Raw genomic sequence first — 16782 nt, 5'->3', positions numbered from 1 at the left:
CGAGCCACCGCAGCCGCTCGCCGCACAGGGACCCCCCAGGTTCCTGTTCTGTCAACGAAAGACTTCGTACCCTCGGACCGGGCCGAGGGTCAAGGTCTGGTCCGGCTACTGACGCTTGGCAGCCCGCCGCGCGAGCTCCTCGAGGTCCAGCCGCTGGGCCTCTTCGGGAGTCGGCGCGCTACCGCCGTACGCGGCCGGCAACCACCAGGCACCGGCCGGTTGCTCGGGGTAGGCGCGGATCGTCTCGTCCAGCATCCCGGCCATCGTGGACCGCAGGTGCGCGGTCGCCTCGGTCGGATCGTCGTCGCGAGTCACCGTGATCGGTGCGCCGATGCTGATCGAGATCGGCCGGTGCCGGGTGAAGTCCCGCGGGCGGTCCTTCGTGAACATCCGCTGCGTGCCCCACAGGATCATCGGCAGCACCGGTACGCCGGCCTCCGCCGCCATCCGCACCGTGCCGGACTTGCACTCCTTGAGCTCGAACGACCGGCTGATCGTCGCCTCCGGGAACACCCCGACCAGCTCGCCGCCGGCCAGGTACTCCAGGGCCTGCTGGTACGACGCGGCGCCCGCGTCCCGGTCCACCGGGATGTGGTGCATCCCGCGCATCAACGGGCCCGAGTACCGGTTGCGGAACAGCACCTCCTTCGCCATGAACCGGACGAGCCGCTTGGCCGGCAGAGCGCCGTACCCGCCGAGGATGAAGTCGACGTAGCTGATGTGGTTGATCGCGATCAGCGCCCCGCCGGTGCGCGGCACGTGCTCGATCCCGGTACGCCGGATCTTCAGGTCCAGCACCGTGAACGCGGTCTTCGCGAAAGCGACGACAGGCGGATAGACGAGGTCTCGCATCTCTAGAACGTACAACGTTCGTCTAGGGTGGCCGTCACAACTGGAAATCGCGGGAGCTCGCACCGTAGTGGGCTGAGAGGGCGGCTGGACCAGGTATCGAACACTGGGCCCGGCGCCGCCGACCGCCGAACCTGTCCGGGTAATTCCGGCGTAGGGAGCAGCAACATGGTGAATGTCAGCATGATCCGCCCCGCCGTCACCACCGGTCCGATCTCGGGCTCGGAGAAGATCTATCGCGGAGAGCTCGGGGTACCGGCGCGCCGCGTGAATCTCACCAACGGCGAACACTTCGACCTGTACGACACGTCCGGTTCGTACACCGACGCGTCGGCGCAGATCGACGTCCAGACCGGTCTGCCCGCGCTGCGGCGCGAGTGGATCGCCGGGCGCGAGCCGCGGACCCAGCTCGGGCACGCGCGGGCCGGGGAGATCACCGAGGAGATGCGGTACGTCGCCGTACGGGAAGGACTCGATCCGGAGTTCGTCCGGGCCGAGGTGGCGCGCGGGCGTGCCGTGATCCCGGCGAACCGGCGGCACCCGGAGAGCGAGCCGATGATCATCGGGAAGAAGTTCCTGGTGAAGGTGAATGCGAACATCGGCAACTCCGCCGTCAGCAGCTCGGTCGAGGAAGAGGTGGAGAAACTCGTCTGGGCGACCCGCTGGGGCGCGGACACCGTGATGGACCTGTCCACCGGGAAGAACATCCACGAGACGCGGGAGTGGATCCTGCGGAACTCGCCGGTGCCGATCGGGACGGTGCCGTTGTACCAGGCGCTGGAGAAGGTGAAGGGTGATCCGGCGGCGCTGTCGTGGGAGGTGTACCGCGACACCGTGATCGAGCAGTGCGAGCAGGGTGTGGACTACATGACCGTGCACGCCGGCGTACTGCTGCGGTACGTGCCGCTGACCGCGCGGCGGATCACCGGCATCGTGTCGCGCGGCGGGTCGATCATGGCCGCCTGGTGCCTGGCGCACCACCAGGAGTCCTTCCTCTACACGCATTTCGCCGAGCTGTGCGAGATTCTGCGTGCCTACGACGTGACGTTCTCGTTGGGCGACGGGCTGCGGCCGGGCTGTATCGCGGACGCGAACGACGAGGCGCAGTTCGCCGAGCTCCGGACCCTCGGAGAGCTGACGCGGATCGCCTGGGAGCACGACGTACAGGTGATGATCGAAGGCCCCGGACACGTGCCGATGCACAAGATCGCGGAGAACGTCCGGCTCGAGGAGGAGCTCTGCGGGGAGGCGCCGTTCTACACCTTGGGGCCGTTGGCAACCGATGTGGCGCCGGCCTACGACCACATCACATCGGCGATCGGCGCGGCCCAGATCGGCTGGCTGGGTACGGCGATGCTCTGCTACGTCACGCCCAAGGAGCACCTCGGCCTGCCCGATCGTGACGACGTGAAGACCGGCGTGATCACGTACAAGATCGCCGCCCACGCGGCCGATCTGGCCAAGGGACATCCGGGCGCGCAGGACTGGGACGACACGTTGTCCAAGGCAAGGTTCGAGTTCCGCTGGGAGGACCAGTTCAACCTCTCGCTGGATCCGGACACCGCCCGGTCCTTCCACGACGAGACGCTGCCGGCCGAGCCCGCGAAGACCGCGCACTTCTGCTCGATGTGCGGGCCGAAGTTCTGCTCGATGCGGATCACCGCCGACATCCGCGCGTACGCCGAGGAACACGGCCTGACCTCCGCGGACGCCATCGAGGCCGGCTTCGCCGAGATGTCGGAGACATTCAAGGCCGCCGACCAGAAGCTCTACCTGCCGATCACGGACTGAATCGGTACCCGTCCGGCCCGGCGTGCGACGTACTCCGGGCCGGACACGGGGAGTAACTGGCTGAACCGATTCAGGTTTTGGCCTTCACTCTACGTGAATAAGACTGTAGCCTTAACCTCGTTCGGAAGGAGGTGCAGGGCAATGGTCTTCGTTCTCACGGTAGATCAGCGCGGCAGCCGAAGCACGAGCGATCTCGTACCTGAGCTACTCAACTCCCTGAACCGCCGGCCGCGGCGGGCCGGACTGCTGCGAAGGTTCGAGCGGACCGCCGGCGACGAGGTGCAGGGCGTGCTGTCCGAGGCCCGGCCGACCGTCGACGTGATCGTCGAACTGCTTCGGTCGGACAACTGGTACGTCGGACTCGGCGTCGGTGAGGTCACCGAGCCGCTGCCACGCAGTACCCGGGCCGGAAGCGGTGACGCGTACGTGTTCGCGCGGGAGGCGGTGACGCGGGCGAAGTCCAGTCCGCACCACGTGAACGTGGTCGGGGCGGACCCGCGCAGAGCAGAGCAGGTGGAGACGGTGCTGTGGCTGATGGCGTCCGTGCTGCGGCGGCGCAGTGACCGTGGCTGGGCAGTGGCGGACCTGTTGGGCGAAGGACTCACGAGGCGGGAGATCGGCGTGAAACTCGGCATCAGCCAGTCGGCGGTGACGCAACGCGCGCAGGCCGCGGGCTTCGCCGAGGAGCAGCGCGGACGGGTGCTGGCCGCAGACCTCCTCGAGGCCGGGGCGGCTGCGTGACGGCACTGGTCCTGTCGCTGACCGGTGCCGCGCTGGTCCTCGCCGTACTGGCGTGGGTGCCCAAGTCGTCCGGTTCCACCCTCGAGATCGTCATCAGTGCAGTCATGCTGGCCTGTCTGACCGCTGTCGGCGTGCTGCTGCTCGCGGGCCATGGAGTGTCCGGCTGGGCCGAGCGCTGGTGGAACGTACTGCTCCTGCTGGCCGGAGCGTTGGCAGTGACAGGTGGCGGGCCGCTGACGACCTCTGTGATGGCCCTGGCCGACCGGAGGAGTACGCGCGCCCAGTCGACGCAGAAGGCCGGTGAGGTACTGCGTGGCGGCGCTCTGATCGGTGCGCTCGAGCGAATGGCCATCTACGCGTCACTGGTCGCCGGCTGGCCGGAAGGCATCGCTGTGGTGCTGGCGATCAAGGGACTGGCCAGGTACCCCGAGCTCCGCAGCCCCGACCAGCCCGCCTCGGTCACACCACAAGCCGTTGCCGAACGCTTCATCATCGGCACCTTCAGCAGTGTGCTGTGGGCAGTAGCCTGCGCCGGCCTCCTACGCTCCCACTGAGGTCAGGTGCGCACCACGTAGGTGTTCACGACCTTGTCGTGCCACGTCTGCTTCTGCTCGTCCCACAAGGGCCACAGGAGGTTCAGGAAGCAGGCGTTGTTGAAGAGGCCGCTGAGGAAGTCGCGGAGGAAGGACCGGCCGGCGCCGATCGGCTCTCCGGTCACGGCGTCGATCAGCTTGATGTGCAAGGCGCTCTTGCCAACGCTCTGGCCGGTCCGCCCCTGCCGGAAGACCCGGTTCCACAGGCCGAGCACGATGCTGGCGATGATGCCCACGAAGAAGAGGATGATCGACCACCACTGCGGATTGTCGTCCGGGGGAGGGTTGCCGTCGCGTGCGGCGACGTTCGCGAACAGAGCGCCGATCCCGATCGCGAGCGGCACCAGCGAGATCAGACTGTCGATCAGCGACGCCGCGACCCGAGGCCCCCAGTCGGCCAGGGGAAGCACCGGAGCGCCGTACCCGTAGCCATAGGCACCGTACGGTTGCTGGCCGTAGCCCCCGCCGTACGGCTGCCCGTAGCCCTGCCCGTACGGCGCCTGCTGCGGGTGCTGGTGCTCTGGGCCGTATCCGTACCCCGGCTGCCCGTACCCGTACGGCTGGTCCTGCGGACGGTTGTCGTCCTGTGGCCGGTTGTCGTCGGGTGGCGTCGGTGTGCTCATCGGAATCCGTCTCCCAGTCGATCGATCCCAACAGTATGGGGGTTACCGTTGGTGGGTGACCTTCGCGGTGATGCCTCGTCCACAGGGACCGGTGAAGCCTGTCGATCGGCGCGTCTGGGGGCTGGCCGGAGTGGGGATCGGCGGCTTCGCGCTGGCCGGGGTCTACCGGCTGTCCGGTCTCGGCATCCCGTGTCCGCTGCACACGCTGACGGGTCTCGACTGCCCGTTCTGCGGCGCGACCCGAATGGCCGCTGCACTTCTCGACGGCGACCTGAACGCCGCTTGGCACTTCAACGCGGCGGTACTGATCCTCGGCCCACTCATTGGTGTTGCCATCGGCTACGAGGTGATCGCTTGGGCGCTGTCCCGCGCCGGCTGGATCAGCCTGCCGCGACCGCGCCTCAGCGCACGCGCGGTGGCAATCCTCACGAAGGTTGCTCTGGGCGCCTTGCTGCTGTTCGGCGTACTACGGAACTTCTGAACGCCGGTCAGATAATGCCGGTCACCTGATGAGGCCGGCGCGCTGCCACGCAGCCTGCACGAACGGCGGCACGACGAGATCGATCCGCCGGTTGAACGCGACGTGATTCAACATGACGTCGAACCACACCGGCCGCGGCACCCGCAGCTTGTACTGAGTGTCCCCGTAAGCGAGAACAGTCCCGTCATGCTCGGTCCACATACGGGTCACGGCAGCCAGGCCGAAATCCTGCTGGCCGTAGCGGTTGAGCAGCAGCACGCGGTGCCGCGTGAGGACCGCCGTACCGTTGTCGATGGTGCGCCACTGCGCTGCCGCCGCGTAGCCGTCGGAGTTCCCGATGGCGAGCCGGACACCGTCGAACCGTTGCACCTCGCAAGGTTCGACCGCGTGGGCGGTCTCGCCGGGCGCCAGCGGCACCGGCGGCGGGAGAGGCTGCAGCTGAACACCCTGGCCCAATGCGCTCCACAGATTCCACGCATCCCACCAGTCCTGCTCAAATGGATTCAGCACAGCCCCTCCCAATCCCCAGCCGACTAGCGAAGCCCGATCACCAGCGTGTTCGCAGCCTTGTCATGCCAGCCCTGCAGACGCCCTGAGCTGTCGAACAGCGGCGACAGGTACACCAGAAGCGCGCCGATACCGCAGAGAGCCGCACCGATGAGCGGAAGCAGCCAGCGCATGAAGGCCGGACCGATGCCTGGCACTTGTCCGTCGGCGGACTTGACGACCTTGATGCCCATGATCATCTTTCCGACTGTTTGCCCCTTGAAGGCGGTCATGAGGAGCTCGTAGCCGATCGTGAGCAGGCCTGTGAGCCACCACACGGTGAACAGCGCTCCGATGAATCCGCCGAGTGCGGCCCCAGACTCCTCGGGTGAGCTGTCAGCGAGTCCCTTGCTCGCGCCCCCGACGATCAAGGTAGCGAGGATGAAGACGACGATGCCGAGAATCACCGAGTCGATGATGCGGGCGAGCGCCCGGGATCCGAGGGTCGCGACCTTGACCGTCCCGAGGCCGGGGATCTGCACGAGGCCGCTCTGGGCCTGTGCCACCTGGCCGTAGTCAGGTCCCTGCGGGTAGCCGCCGGGCTGACCGTAGCCGGGCTGGCCTGGCTGCTGGCCGTACTGGGGCTGGCCGTAACCGGGCTGGCCCGGCTGCTGACCGTACTGCGGCTGGCCGTAGCCAGGCTGTCCGCCCGGACCGGGCTGCTGGCCATAACCCGGCTGGCCAGGCTGTCCGCCCGGCTGGCCCGGCTGCTGGCCGTACTGCCCCGGAGCGCCGTAGCCCGGCTGACCCGGCTGGCCGGGCTGACCCGGGGGTGTCGCACCGGGGTTGCCGTACGGGTTCTGTCCGGGGCCTTGGGCGCCCTGTCCATAGGACGGCTGCCCACCGGGCGCGCCCGGTCCCTGGTTCCGGCCGTCCTCCGGTCCGGTGCCCGGGGGTACGTTCTGGTCGCTCACGATGGTCCTTTCGTCACAGTTCACCCGCGTTTACTGGGCAAAGGCTAGCGGTCGGAGGGCCAACGTGGTGGTCAGAGCAGACGCGAAACGCCCGATCTGTGGACAGTTGCACCAATTGACATCAAACACAGCTGCGGACCGGCGAATCGCCGGCCCGCAGCTGTGGATAACTCGTACGACGGACTACCCGAAGCGACCCGTGATGTAGTCCTCGGTGGCCTTCTCGGCCGGGTTGGAGAAGATCTGCTTGGTCGGAGCCATCTCGATCAGCCGGCCGGGCTTGCCGGTGGCGGCCAGGTTGAAGAAGGCCGTCTGGTCCGAGACCCGCGCCGCCTGCTGCATGTTGTGGGTGACGATGACGACGGTGAACTGGTCCTTCAGCTTCTCGATCAGGTCCTCGATCGCCAGCGTGGAGATCGGGTCCAGGGCCGAGCAGGGCTCGTCCATCAGGATCACCTCGGGCTCGACCGCGATCGCCCGGGCGATGCACAGTCGTTGCTGCTGGCCACCGGACAGACCGGCGCCCGGCTTGTCCAGGCGGTCTTTGACCTCGTTCCACAGGTTGGCCCCGTGCAACGACTTTTCGACCACCTCGGTGAGCCTCTTCTTGTCCTTGACGCCGTTCAGCTTCAGCCCGGACGCGACGTTGTCGAAGATCGACATCGTCGGGAACGGGTTCGGCCGCTGGAACACCATGCCGACGACGCGTCGTACCGCGACCGGGTCGACGCCGGTGCCGTACAGGTCCTGCTGGTCCAGCAGGACCTTGCCCTCGACGCGGGCGCCGGGGATCACCTCGTGCATCCGGTTCAACGTGCGCAGAAAGGTGGACTTGCCGCAGCCGGACGGGCCGATGAACGCGGTGACCGAGCGGGGCTCGACCGTCATCGACACGTCCTCCACCGCCTTGAAGTCGCCGTAGTAGACGTTGAGGCCGCTGACCTCGATGCGCTTAGCCATATCGACTCAGAACCTCTCGTGACTATTTCGACTTGATGGTGCTGAACCGGGCGATCAGCCGGGCCAACAGGTTGAGGACAAGAACCAGCAGGATCAGCGTGAGTGCCGCCGCCCAGACCCGGTCCGCGGCATTCGGCAACGCCAGCTCGGTACGGTCCTGGTTGATCATCGTCGGCAGCGCGCCCATGAAGCCGTTGAACGGGTTCAGGTTGATGTTCTTCGAGTAGCCGACCAGGATCAGCAGCGGCGCGGTCTCACCCATCACCCGGGCCAGACCGAGCATCACGCCGGTGATGATGCCGCCGAACGCCGTCGGTACGACGACCTTCAGGATCGTCTTCCACTTCGGTACGCCGAGCGCGTACGACGCCTCGCGCAGCTCGTCCGGGACGAGTTTCAGCATCTCCTCGGTGGACCGCAGTACGACGGGGAGCATCAGCAGCACCAGCGACAGCGACACCGCGAAACCGACGCGGTTGAAGCCGAACACGGTGATCCAGACCGCGTAGATGAACAGTGCGGCGACGATCGACGGGACACCGGTGAGGATGTCGATCATGAAGCTGACGACCTTGGCGGCCCGGGTGCCCTTGCCGTACTCGACCAGGTAGACCGCGCCGAGGATCGCGATCGGGACCGCGATCACCGCGGTGATCAGGGCCATGATCAACGTGCCCATGATCGCGTGGTACGCGCCGCCGCCGGCCCGCCGGACCGTGATGCCACGCTGCGACTGGCTCCACCAGTCCGCACTCAGCAGCAGGTGGTAGCCCTTGCTGATCACGGTCCACAGGATCCACAGCAGCGGGATCAGGGCGATGGCGAAGGCCAGCACGATCAGCACGGTGGCCAGCGTGTTCCGGAACGCCCGGGCGCCCGACTTCCCGGTCAGGTCGAGAACCTTCCCGTCGTACGCCGGCTTGTTCTCAGCCACTGCGGTCATGCGGATGCTCCTTCGGCTGCCTTCGCGCGGCGGTTCCGGCGGGGACGCTTGTTGCCGGGGCCGCTGCGGTCGACGATGATCCGGGCCGCGGAGTTGACCAGGAACGTGACCACGAACAGCACCAGGCCGGCCGCGATGTACGCGCCGGTCTTCTCCGGCGAGTCGAACTCGGCGGCGTTGTTGGCGATCTTCGACGCGAACGTCTCGCCGCCGGCGAAGATCGAGGAGTTCCAGGGGTCGTTGCCGTTCGGTACGGTCAGGATGATCATCACGGCGACCGTCTCACCGAGCGCGCGGCCGAGGCCGAGCATCGACGCGCTCACCACACCGGAGCGCCCGTACGGCAGGACGGCCATCCGGACCATCTCCCACTTGGTCGCGCCGAGCGCCAGCGCGCCCTCCCGGTGCGCGATCGGCGTCTGGGCGAAGATCTCCCGGCTGATCGCGGTGACCACCGGCAGGATCATGATCGCCAGCACCACCGACACCGTGAAGACCACACCGACGTTGTCGCCGATCGGCTTCTTGAACAGCGGGATCCAGCCCAGTGCGTCGGACAGGCCGTTGATCACCGGCAGCAGGATCGGCGCGAAGAACAGCGCGCCCCACAGGCCGTAGACGATCGACGGTACGGCGGCCAGCAGGTCGACCGCGTGCGCGACCGGCGCGGCCAGCCGCTTCGGGGCGTAGTACGTGACGAACAGCGCGACTCCGATCGCGATCGGGACCGCGATGAGCATCGCGATGATCGAGCTGATCACGGTGGTGTAGAAGAGCGCCGCGATACCGAACCGCGGCTGGTCGCCGCCCGGTTCCCAGATCCGCGAGAACAAGAAGTTGCTCTTGTCATCGATCAGCGCCGGGATCGCCAGCGCCAGCAGGAAGATACCGACGAACGCGACGATCAGCACCACCAGGCCGCCGGAGCCGCGGGCCAGCCCGCCGAACAGCCGGTCGCCGAGGTGCCCGACCGGGCCGAGCTCGAGCTTGCCGTCCGTGGTGCTCTTCGGGCCCTCGGCCTCGACGCCGGACTCGGTCATCACCTCGGCGGCCGGGTGCGCCGCCTCGTAGTCGGCATGTTCGGCGTGTTCGGAGGCCAGGCTGCCGAACTTCGGGGCCGGGCCGGTGTCCTCGTGAACCAGATCCTCGATCGTCGGTTCTGCTTCTTCGGCGGCTGTGCCGTCCGGCCGGTCGGGCGGTGCCGTGCCGTCTGGACTACTCATTTCGATGCTGCTCCAAGCGCCTGAGTCGTGATGTCACGTCTGGGTCTGACGAGGCGAGCCCCGGCCGCCTCCGATGACTCGGACCGGCCGGGGCTCGCATCAGTGCTGCTTCGCGATCAGCTGATGGCCTGGATCGCGGCCTCGACCTTGGTCTGGGTCTCGGCCGGGAGCGGCGCGTAGTTCAGATCGGTCAGCGACGCCTGGCCGTCCTTGCTGACGAAGTAGCTCAGGAAGCTCTTCACCAGCGCGGTCTTCTCGGCCGGAAGGCCCTTGGTGCAGGCGATCTCGTAGGTGACCAGGATGATCGGGTACGCACCCGGGGCCTTGGTCGCGTAGTCCAGCTTCAGGGCCAGGTCCTTGCCGGTCGCGTCGGCGGGCTTGGCCGCGGCCAGCGCCTTGCCGGCGGAGTCGGCGGACAGCTCGACCGGGGTGCCCGAGCCGGTCTCGATCTGCGCGACGCCGAGCTTGTTGTCGACGGCGTACGACCACTCGACGTACGTGATCGCGTTCTTGGTGCTCTTCACGCCCTCGGCGACACCGGCCGACTTCTCCTTGCCGGCACCGGTGCCGGTCCACTTCTTGGCCGGCTCACCGGTCCAGGCGCCGCCACCGGCCGCCTTCAGGTACTTGGTGAAGTTCTCGGTGGTGCCGGACTCGTCGGAGCGGAAGAACACCGAGATCGGTGCCGACGGCAACGTGACGCCCGCGTTCAGCTTGGCGATCGCCGGGTCGTTCCAGGTCTTGATGGAGCCCTGGAAGATCTTCGCGGCGGTCGGGCCGTCGAGGACCAGCTTGGTGACGCCGTCGAGGTTGTAGGCGATCGCGACCGGGCCGATGACCATCGGCAGGTTGACGGCCGGGTTGCCCCCGCAGCGCGTGGTGGCCGCGGTCTGCTCGGCAGGCTTGAGCGCCGAGTCGGAGCCGGCGAAGTCGACCTGGTTCGCGTTGAACTGCTTGATACCCGCGCCGGAACCGGTCGGGTTGTAGTTCACCGTGACGTCGGCGCACTTCTCGTTGTACTTGCTGATGACTTCCTCGATGGCGTTCTTCTGCGCCGAGGAACCCTCGGCGTTCAGCGTGCCCTTCGGGCACTCGGCGCCGGCGGACGACTCCGAGGAACTGGGGCTCGAGGAGCCGGAGGGCTCGGGGTCACTGCCACAGGCGCTCAGGGCGAGGACGCCGAGGGAGGCCACGGCGACGGAGCCGACGCGGAGCAGGCGATTGACGGACACGAGAGTGTTGCCCTTCTGCGGGAATCAGACTTCTGAACTTCCACAGACGGTAGGGAGATCAGGTGACCGACCGGTCCGTCGCCGGTGAACGAGCGGTGAACGGTTCCGGTAGCGTGCGCTACGTCCGGCATGCCGACAGGCAGCCATTAGGTGAACTGAGTTAGGAGCCGTCACTCTCCGTTGATGTAAACGGCTGTTTGCTCACGTTTCGGTAACGGCCTGCGCACCTGTGATGTGAACGGTAGTACGTCGTCGTGCCATCCGGGACGTCAGCTGGAGAAGTCCTCCGGCGCGACGCCGTCGAGGAACTGCCGGAAGCGTTCCAGTTCGGCCTGTTCCTCCTCGGGGGTCGCGACGCCGGCCTCCCGGAGTACGTCTTCGGTGCAGCGGATCGGCGTACCGAGACGGACGGCGAGCGCCACCGAGTCGCTCGGGCGCGCGGAGACCCGGGCGCCGTTGGCCAGCACGAGTTCGGCGTAGAAGACGGCGTCGCGCAGCTCGACGATCTCGACAGCTTCGATGTGCACGCCGAACGCCTCGATCAGGTCGCGCATCAGGTCATGGGTGAGCGGCCGCGACGGACGCAGGCCCTGTTCCTCGTAGGCGATCGCGGTCGCCTCGACCGAGCCGATCGAGATCGGCAGGTAGCGGTAGCCCTCGGTCTCGCGCAGCATCATCACCGGGGCCCGGTTGGGCGATTCCATCCGGATCCCGATCAGTGTCAGTTCTCGCATCATCGTCATGGTGCGCCCGAACCTCTCCTCAGACCCGCACCCGGTGGGGCGCCGGTTCCTCGGGTAGGAACATACCCGTCACCTCCAGTGTCACCCGGCCACACCATCGGCTGTGCCTGGATCGTCACCGAGCCGTGTCGCGGCGGCTACGGTGCAGTGAATCGCTCCTGCATCAGGCGGCCGTCGGCCAGCCGATGTGCGACCAGAAACGCGCCTGTGGAGAACTTGCCGACCTTCAGTCCCAGCTCCCGCGCCAGCGCCGGCAGGACCGGCCGGTGCGAGCAGACGACCGTCACCTTGCCCGGTCTCCACACCCGCTCGGCCAGACCGCGCAGTCCGTCCGGGTCGGCGTCGTACCCACGTTCGGAGATCTCCGGCCACAGGTGGACGTGCCGGTCGAGAGAGGCGGCGTACGGCGTGACTGTCGCAACACACCGCTCCGCGTCGCTGCTGATGATCCGGTTGGCGCCTAGGGCGGCCAGTACGTCGGCAAGTCGCTGCGCAACCGCCGTACCGTTGCTGGTGAGTGGACGGACCATGTCCTTGCCGTCCCAGTCCTTCCGCTTCACAGCCTCCGCATGGCGCACTACGACCACGGTGGCGACGACCGGCACCTCACGCTCCAGTGCGTCCAGGATGTCCACGTCACGCGGGTAACTGAGCTTGCCGCGGGCCTTGTCGACGGGGAGCCAGCTGACCTGGTCCACCTCGTCGTTCGGCTCGAAGTCGCTGCCGTTGACCGGTACGGCGGACCAGTAGTGCACCAGCTTCTCGGTGGTCCCGCCGTTCTTGCGGATCGGGTACCGCTGTACGCCGAGTGAGGGGCCGAGGACGACCTGCAGTCCGGTCTCCTCCTCGATCTCCCGTCGCGCACCGAGCAGCACGTGCTCATGCGCGTTGAGCTTGCCCTTCGGGAGGGACCAGTCGTCGTACCGGGGACGGTGCACCAGCAGCACCTGCCGGGTGCCGCGGCGCTCTCGCCACACGACACCACCCGCGGCGATGACCGTCGCCGGGTTGCTCATGGATTCACCCTAAGACGTGACTAACTGATCGGTTCGGACGCCCGCCGTCGGCCGCGGGTTGCGATCAGCCGTTCCTGCATGTCCCGCAGCGGCTCACCGTCCGGCCCAGTGAGCCTGGCCTGCCACGTGTCGTCCGCCTGCAACCACCAGGAGCCGGTGGCCGGGTCCATCGCCAGGTCGAACATCTCACCGAGCTCGACGACGTGGTCCGGCTGCTTCAGCTGCACCAGCACCTCCACCCGGCGATCCAGGTTGCGGTGCATCAGGTCGGCCGAGCCGATCCACACCTCCGGCTCACCGCCGTTCTCGAACAGGAACACCCGGCTGTGCTCGAGGAACCGGCCCAGGATGCTGCGGACCTGGATGTTGTCCGACAGACCGGGTACGCCGGGCCGGATCGTGCAGATGCCACGGATCCACAGGTCAACGGGTACGCCGACCTGTGACGCCCGGTAGAGCGCGTCGCTCAAAGCCTCGTCGACCAGGCTGTTCACCTTGATCCGGATCCGTGCCGGGCGGCCGGCGAGATGGTGCTGCACCTCGCGGTCGATCCGCTCGACGAGCCCCCGCCGTACCGACTGGGGAGCGACCAGGATCCGCCGGTAGCCCCCGCTGCGACCGAAGCCGGACAGGTGGTTGAAGAGCAGCGCGACGTCCTCGGTGACCACCTTGTCGCTGGTCAGCAGGCCCAGGTCCTCGTAGAGGCGGGCGGTCTTCGGGTGGTAGTTACCGGTGCCGATGTGCGCGTAGCGGCGCAGGCCGTCCGGCTCGTCACGGACAACCAGCGACAGCTTGCAGTGCGTCTTGAGGCCGATCACGCCGTACACGACGTGGCAGCCGGCATGCTCGAGCTGACGGGCCCACTTGATGTTCGCCTGCTCGTCGAAGCGCGCCTGGATCTCCACCAGGACCAGCACCTGCTTGCCGGCCTCGGCTGCGTCGATGAGCGCGTCGACGATGGGGGAGTCACCACTGGTCCGGTACAGCGTTTGCTTGATCGCCAGCACGTGCGGATCCGCGGCAGCCTGCTCGATGAAGCGCTGGACGCTGGTGGAGAACGAGTCGTACGGGTGGTGGACGAGCACGTCGCGCTGCTTGAGCGCGTGGAACATGTCGGCCGGGTTGGAGGTCTCCACCTCGGCCAGGTGCGGGTGCGTCGACGGCACGAACGCGGGGTACTTCAGCTCGGCCCGGTCTAGGCTCGCGATGGTGAACAGACCACGCAGGTCCAACGGGCCCGGGAGCTCGAACACCTCCGCCTCGGTGACGCCCAGCTCCGACAGCAGCAGCGCCTTCACCTGCGGGTCGATCGACTCCTCCACCTCGAGCCGGACCGGCGGACCGAACCGGCGGCGCAGCAGCTCCTTCTCGAGCGCGGCCAGCAGGTTCTCGGCGTCGTCCTCCTCGACCTCGAGGTCCTCGTTGCGGGTCACCCGGAACGTGTGGTGCTGGGTGACCTCCATCCCCGGGAACAGCTGGCCCAGGTGGGTAGCGATCACGTCCTCGAGCGGCACGAACCGGCCCTCGGCGACCCTCACGAACCGCGGCAGCAGCGGCGGCACCTTTACCCGGGCGAAGTGCTCACCGCCGGTGTCCGGGTTGCGGACGACGACCGCGAGATTCAGGCTCAGACCGGAGATGTACGGGAACGGGTGCGACGGGTCGACCGCCAGCGGCGTCAGGACCGGGAACACACGGTCCCGGAAGAACCGGGTCATGTCCTCGCGCTCGCTGTGCTCCAGCTCGTCCCAGCGCAGGATGTCGATGCCCTGCTCGGTCAGCGCCGGCTGCACCGACTTCCGCCAGGTCTCCGCCTGCCGGTCCATCAATTCCCGGCTCCGCGCCAGGCTGCGGTCGAGAACCTCGCGGGGGAGCAGGCCGCTGGCCGCCTTCACCGCGACCCCGGCCGCGATCCGGCGCTTCAGACCCGCGATCCGGACCATATAGAACTCGTCCAGGTTGCTGGCGAAGATGGCGAGGAACTTGGCCCGCTCGAGCAGCGGGATCCGGTCGCTCTCGGCGAGCTCCAGGACCCGCTGGTTGAACGCGAGCCAGCTCAGTTCCCGGTCGGAGAACCGGTCCGCGGGGAGGTCACCGGCCGCACTGATGTCGTACGGCGGCTCAACGTCGTACTCCCTGTTGTGCGATGCCAGCAAGTCTCCAGCCACACCGCTCAGCATCCCATCCTTTGGTGAACATCGGGTAGCGGTCCGCGCGTTGCCCGATGTGACGTTTTCGTTCCCTGTCGACGCATTCCCTCGACCGTCGTTGCCTGCTGCTTGCTAGCGTCACCTCTTGTGAACCTACGACTGGACTCGGTACTGCGTGACGCGGTGACCGCCGTACAAGCGAACGCCCTCAACCCGCTGTACGCACTGCCCGCCGCAGTCCGCCGCCGGCTGGCCGGGGCCCCGATCCAGATCGACGGCAACACTCTCGACCCCGACCTGCAACTGCTCTTGCGGGTCGAGAACCTGTTGCCACACACAACCAAAACCGACGCCGCGACCGCTCGGACGCACTTCCGCAACCTCTGCAAACTGATCAACGGCACCCCCGCGGACCTACTCCGAGTAACCGACCTGACCGTCCGTGGCGCCGTCGGCCAACTGGGCGCCCGCCTGTACATCCCCCGCGCGGACTCGACTACCCCCGAGCCCTCCGCGTCGGCTTCCGGCGGCCTGCTGGTGTTCTTCCACGGTGGCGGCTGGGTGGTCGGCGACCTCGGCACCCACGACGCGCTCTGCCGCGCGATCGCCGCCGACGCCGGCATCCGGGTCCTGTCCGTCGACTACCGCCTCGCCCCCGAAGCCCCCGCCCCGACCGCCGCCGAGGACGCCATCGCCGCCTTCACCTGGGCCGTCGAGCACGCCGAGGACCTGGGCGCGGACCCCGCCCTGGTAGCCGTCGGCGGCGACAGCGCAGGCGGAAATCTCGCCGCCGTCGTCGCCCAGCAAACGGTCCGCCGCGGCCTCCCGCAACCAGCCCTCCAGGTACTCCTCTACCCAGCCGTGGACCTGGTCGCCCGCCGCCCCAGCCGAGACCTGTTCTCCGAAGGCTTCATCCTCACCGAGGCCGACATCATCTGGTACCGCGACCTCTACACCCCCGACCCCACCCTCCGCCCCGACCCGATCGTCTCCCCCCTCCGCGCCGAAGACCTCACCGGCCTCCCACCCACCTACCTCACCACCGCCGGCTTCGACCCCCTCCGAGACGAAGGCCTCGAATACGCCGCAGCCCTGACCAAGGCCGGCAACCACCTGACCCACACCCACCACAAGTCCCTACCCCACGGCCACGCCAACCTCCTAACAATCCCCGGCACCACCCGAGCAGCCCTCACCCACCTAACCAACCACCTACGAACAACCCTCCACTAACCAACCCCCCGCCGAGCTCCAGCGCCACCTTGGGGAGGCCCACCTACCCAAACCAGCCAAAAACCCTCCCCAACCGCCTGTCCTGGTGAGACCGAGATCAGCGGCCGGGATCCACAAGAACAGGAACGGCTTCGCGCACCTGCAGCGCGGTGGTTGGGCCGGTCACCGGAATCGTGCCGGCGACGTACTGCCAACCGGTGCCGGCGACGTTGAAACGCGCGGCGTAGCTGGTCGTCAAGGTGAGCCCTACGGCGCCCCGTTTCATGTACTTGTGGGTGATCTCCTTCGACGGGTACGGCTTGCCGGGAGTGCTGGTCGTGAGCCCAGGACTGCCATCCCCGAAGTCCCACGTGTAACTGATCGGCGTCGCCTGGACGACCACGGGGAATCCGAGCAGGGTGACAGTCGCCGTCGAGACCTTGTTCTCGTCTGTGTAAACGATGGTGTCCAGGTTCACTAGCGTCCGCCCCTCGGGCTGCACCTTCACAGACAGGCCGGGGAAGACCACCTCCTTCGTCTCCGACTGAACCTCCTCCCATCTGACATCCTCTGGCCGCGGCCGTACTACCTGGCGCGGCAACGTCCGTCTCGTCGTTTTCGTGTTGTCCGGTGGCTTGTCCGGAGTGCAGACGTTAGGCCCCTCGACTCTTCCTTGCATTTCCAAGGGTTTGCACATGCCGAGGTTCATTCGGAGGTCGCGTCGCGCCTCCGGGCGGATTCGGCCTTCCCTTGGGGGCTTATGAC

Annotated in this window: 17 protein-coding genes; 5 read left to right on the top strand and 12 right to left on the bottom strand. The window is 67.5% G+C overall.

What is annotated here, in order from left to right:
• Positions 1 to 105: 105 nt before the first annotated feature.
• Positions 106 to 852, bottom strand: coding sequence for a lysophospholipid acyltransferase family protein (locus tag ACWF0M_RS18590; protein ID WP_452236898.1), 747 nt, complete (start codon positions 850 to 852; stop codon positions 106 to 108).
• A 165-nt stretch (positions 853 to 1017) separates the two neighbouring features.
• On the opposite strand from ACWF0M_RS18590, the gene thiC reads away from it, so the two are divergent.
• From thiC to ACWF0M_RS18575, 3 genes are all read left to right on the top strand, one after another.
• Positions 1018 to 2640 (top strand): phosphomethylpyrimidine synthase ThiC, encoded by a 1623-nt coding sequence (thiC, locus tag ACWF0M_RS18585; protein WP_452236897.1) that lies wholly within the window; start codon positions 1018 to 1020, stop codon positions 2638 to 2640.
• 141 nt (positions 2641 to 2781) lie between these two features.
• The gene (locus ACWF0M_RS18580) at positions 2782 to 3381 is read left to right on the top strand and encodes a transposase (protein ID WP_452236896.1); all 600 of its coding nucleotides are present in this window, start codon (positions 2782 to 2784) and stop codon (positions 3379 to 3381) included.
• On the top strand, positions 3378 to 3935 hold the full coding sequence (locus ACWF0M_RS18575) for a hypothetical protein (protein WP_452236895.1): 558 nt from the start codon (positions 3378 to 3380) through the stop codon (positions 3933 to 3935). The genes ACWF0M_RS18580 and ACWF0M_RS18575 overlap by 4 nt, the downstream gene beginning before the upstream one ends.
• Before the next feature lie 2 nt (positions 3936 to 3937).
• Here the strand turns inward: ACWF0M_RS18575 and ACWF0M_RS18570 are convergent, their stop codons facing one another.
• Positions 3938 to 4597 carry an RDD family protein gene (locus tag ACWF0M_RS18570; RefSeq protein WP_452236894.1) on the bottom strand — a complete coding sequence of 220 codons (660 nt, stop codon included), beginning with the start codon at positions 4595 to 4597 and terminating at the stop codon, positions 3938 to 3940.
• Between the two features lie 91 nt (positions 4598 to 4688).
• On the opposite strand from ACWF0M_RS18570, the gene ACWF0M_RS18565 reads away from it, so the two are divergent.
• Positions 4689 to 5078, top strand: a complete 390-nt coding sequence (locus ACWF0M_RS18565) for a DUF2752 domain-containing protein (RefSeq protein ID WP_452236893.1) — start codon at positions 4689 to 4691, stop codon at positions 5076 to 5078.
• A gap of 21 nt (positions 5079 to 5099) precedes the next feature.
• Here the strand turns inward: ACWF0M_RS18565 and ACWF0M_RS18560 are convergent, their stop codons facing one another.
• The 9 genes from ACWF0M_RS18560 to ACWF0M_RS18520 all read right to left on the bottom strand — a co-directional run bounded on the left by ACWF0M_RS18560 (position 5100) and on the right by ACWF0M_RS18520 (position 14835).
• The gene (locus tag ACWF0M_RS18560) at positions 5100 to 5588 is read right to left on the bottom strand and encodes a hypothetical protein (protein WP_452236892.1); all 489 of its coding nucleotides are present in this window, start codon (positions 5586 to 5588) and stop codon (positions 5100 to 5102) included.
• 23 nt (positions 5589 to 5611) lie between these two features.
• The gene (locus ACWF0M_RS18555; RefSeq protein ID WP_452236891.1) at positions 5612 to 6538 is read right to left on the bottom strand and encodes an RDD family protein; all 927 of its coding nucleotides are present in this window, start codon (positions 6536 to 6538) and stop codon (positions 5612 to 5614) included.
• Positions 6539 to 6721: 183 nt separating this feature from the next.
• The gene (gene pstB / locus ACWF0M_RS18550; RefSeq protein WP_452236890.1) at positions 6722 to 7498 is read right to left on the bottom strand and encodes a phosphate ABC transporter ATP-binding protein PstB; all 777 of its coding nucleotides are present in this window, start codon (positions 7496 to 7498) and stop codon (positions 6722 to 6724) included.
• A 22-nt stretch (positions 7499 to 7520) separates the two neighbouring features.
• Complete coding sequence (gene pstA / locus ACWF0M_RS18545; RefSeq protein WP_452236889.1) at positions 7521 to 8441, bottom strand: phosphate ABC transporter permease PstA; 921 nt, start codon at positions 8439 to 8441, stop codon at positions 7521 to 7523.
• Complete coding sequence (gene pstC, locus ACWF0M_RS18540) at positions 8438 to 9481, bottom strand: phosphate ABC transporter permease subunit PstC (protein WP_452236966.1); 1044 nt, start codon at positions 9479 to 9481, stop codon at positions 8438 to 8440. Before pstC ends, pstA begins: the two co-directional genes overlap by 4 nt.
• 299 nt (positions 9482 to 9780) lie before the next feature.
• On the bottom strand, positions 9781 to 10896 hold the full coding sequence (pstS, locus tag ACWF0M_RS18535; RefSeq protein WP_452236888.1) for a phosphate ABC transporter substrate-binding protein PstS: 1116 nt from the start codon (positions 10894 to 10896) through the stop codon (positions 9781 to 9783).
• A gap of 269 nt (positions 10897 to 11165) precedes the next feature.
• Positions 11166 to 11639, bottom strand: a complete 474-nt coding sequence (locus ACWF0M_RS18530) for a bifunctional nuclease family protein (protein ID WP_442913973.1) — start codon at positions 11637 to 11639, stop codon at positions 11166 to 11168.
• A gap of 137 nt (positions 11640 to 11776) precedes the next feature.
• Positions 11777 to 12655 carry an NUDIX hydrolase gene (locus ACWF0M_RS18525; protein ID WP_452236887.1) on the bottom strand — a complete coding sequence of 293 codons (879 nt, stop codon included), beginning with the start codon at positions 12653 to 12655 and terminating at the stop codon, positions 11777 to 11779.
• A 20-nt stretch (positions 12656 to 12675) separates the two neighbouring features.
• The gene (locus ACWF0M_RS18520) at positions 12676 to 14835 is read right to left on the bottom strand and encodes an RNA degradosome polyphosphate kinase (protein ID WP_452236886.1); all 2160 of its coding nucleotides are present in this window, start codon (positions 14833 to 14835) and stop codon (positions 12676 to 12678) included.
• 117 nt (positions 14836 to 14952) lie between these two features.
• On the opposite strand from ACWF0M_RS18520, the gene ACWF0M_RS18515 reads away from it, so the two are divergent.
• Positions 14953 to 16038: an alpha/beta hydrolase gene (locus tag ACWF0M_RS18515; protein ID WP_452236885.1), complete on the top strand. Its 1086-nt coding sequence runs from the start codon at positions 14953 to 14955 to the stop codon at positions 16036 to 16038.
• A gap of 97 nt (positions 16039 to 16135) precedes the next feature.
• Here ACWF0M_RS18515 and ACWF0M_RS18510 read toward each other — a convergent pair whose 3' ends face one another.
• A complete protein-coding gene (locus ACWF0M_RS18510) occupies positions 16136 to 16546 on the bottom strand; it encodes a PKD domain-containing protein (RefSeq protein WP_452236884.1) in 411 nt (136 codons plus the stop codon).
• Between the last annotated feature and the right edge of the window lie 236 nt (positions 16547 to 16782).

The sequence above is a fragment of the Kribbella sp. NPDC055110 genome (assembly GCF_053607525.1).
This window is presented reverse-complemented; position numbering and strand designations above follow the sequence as displayed.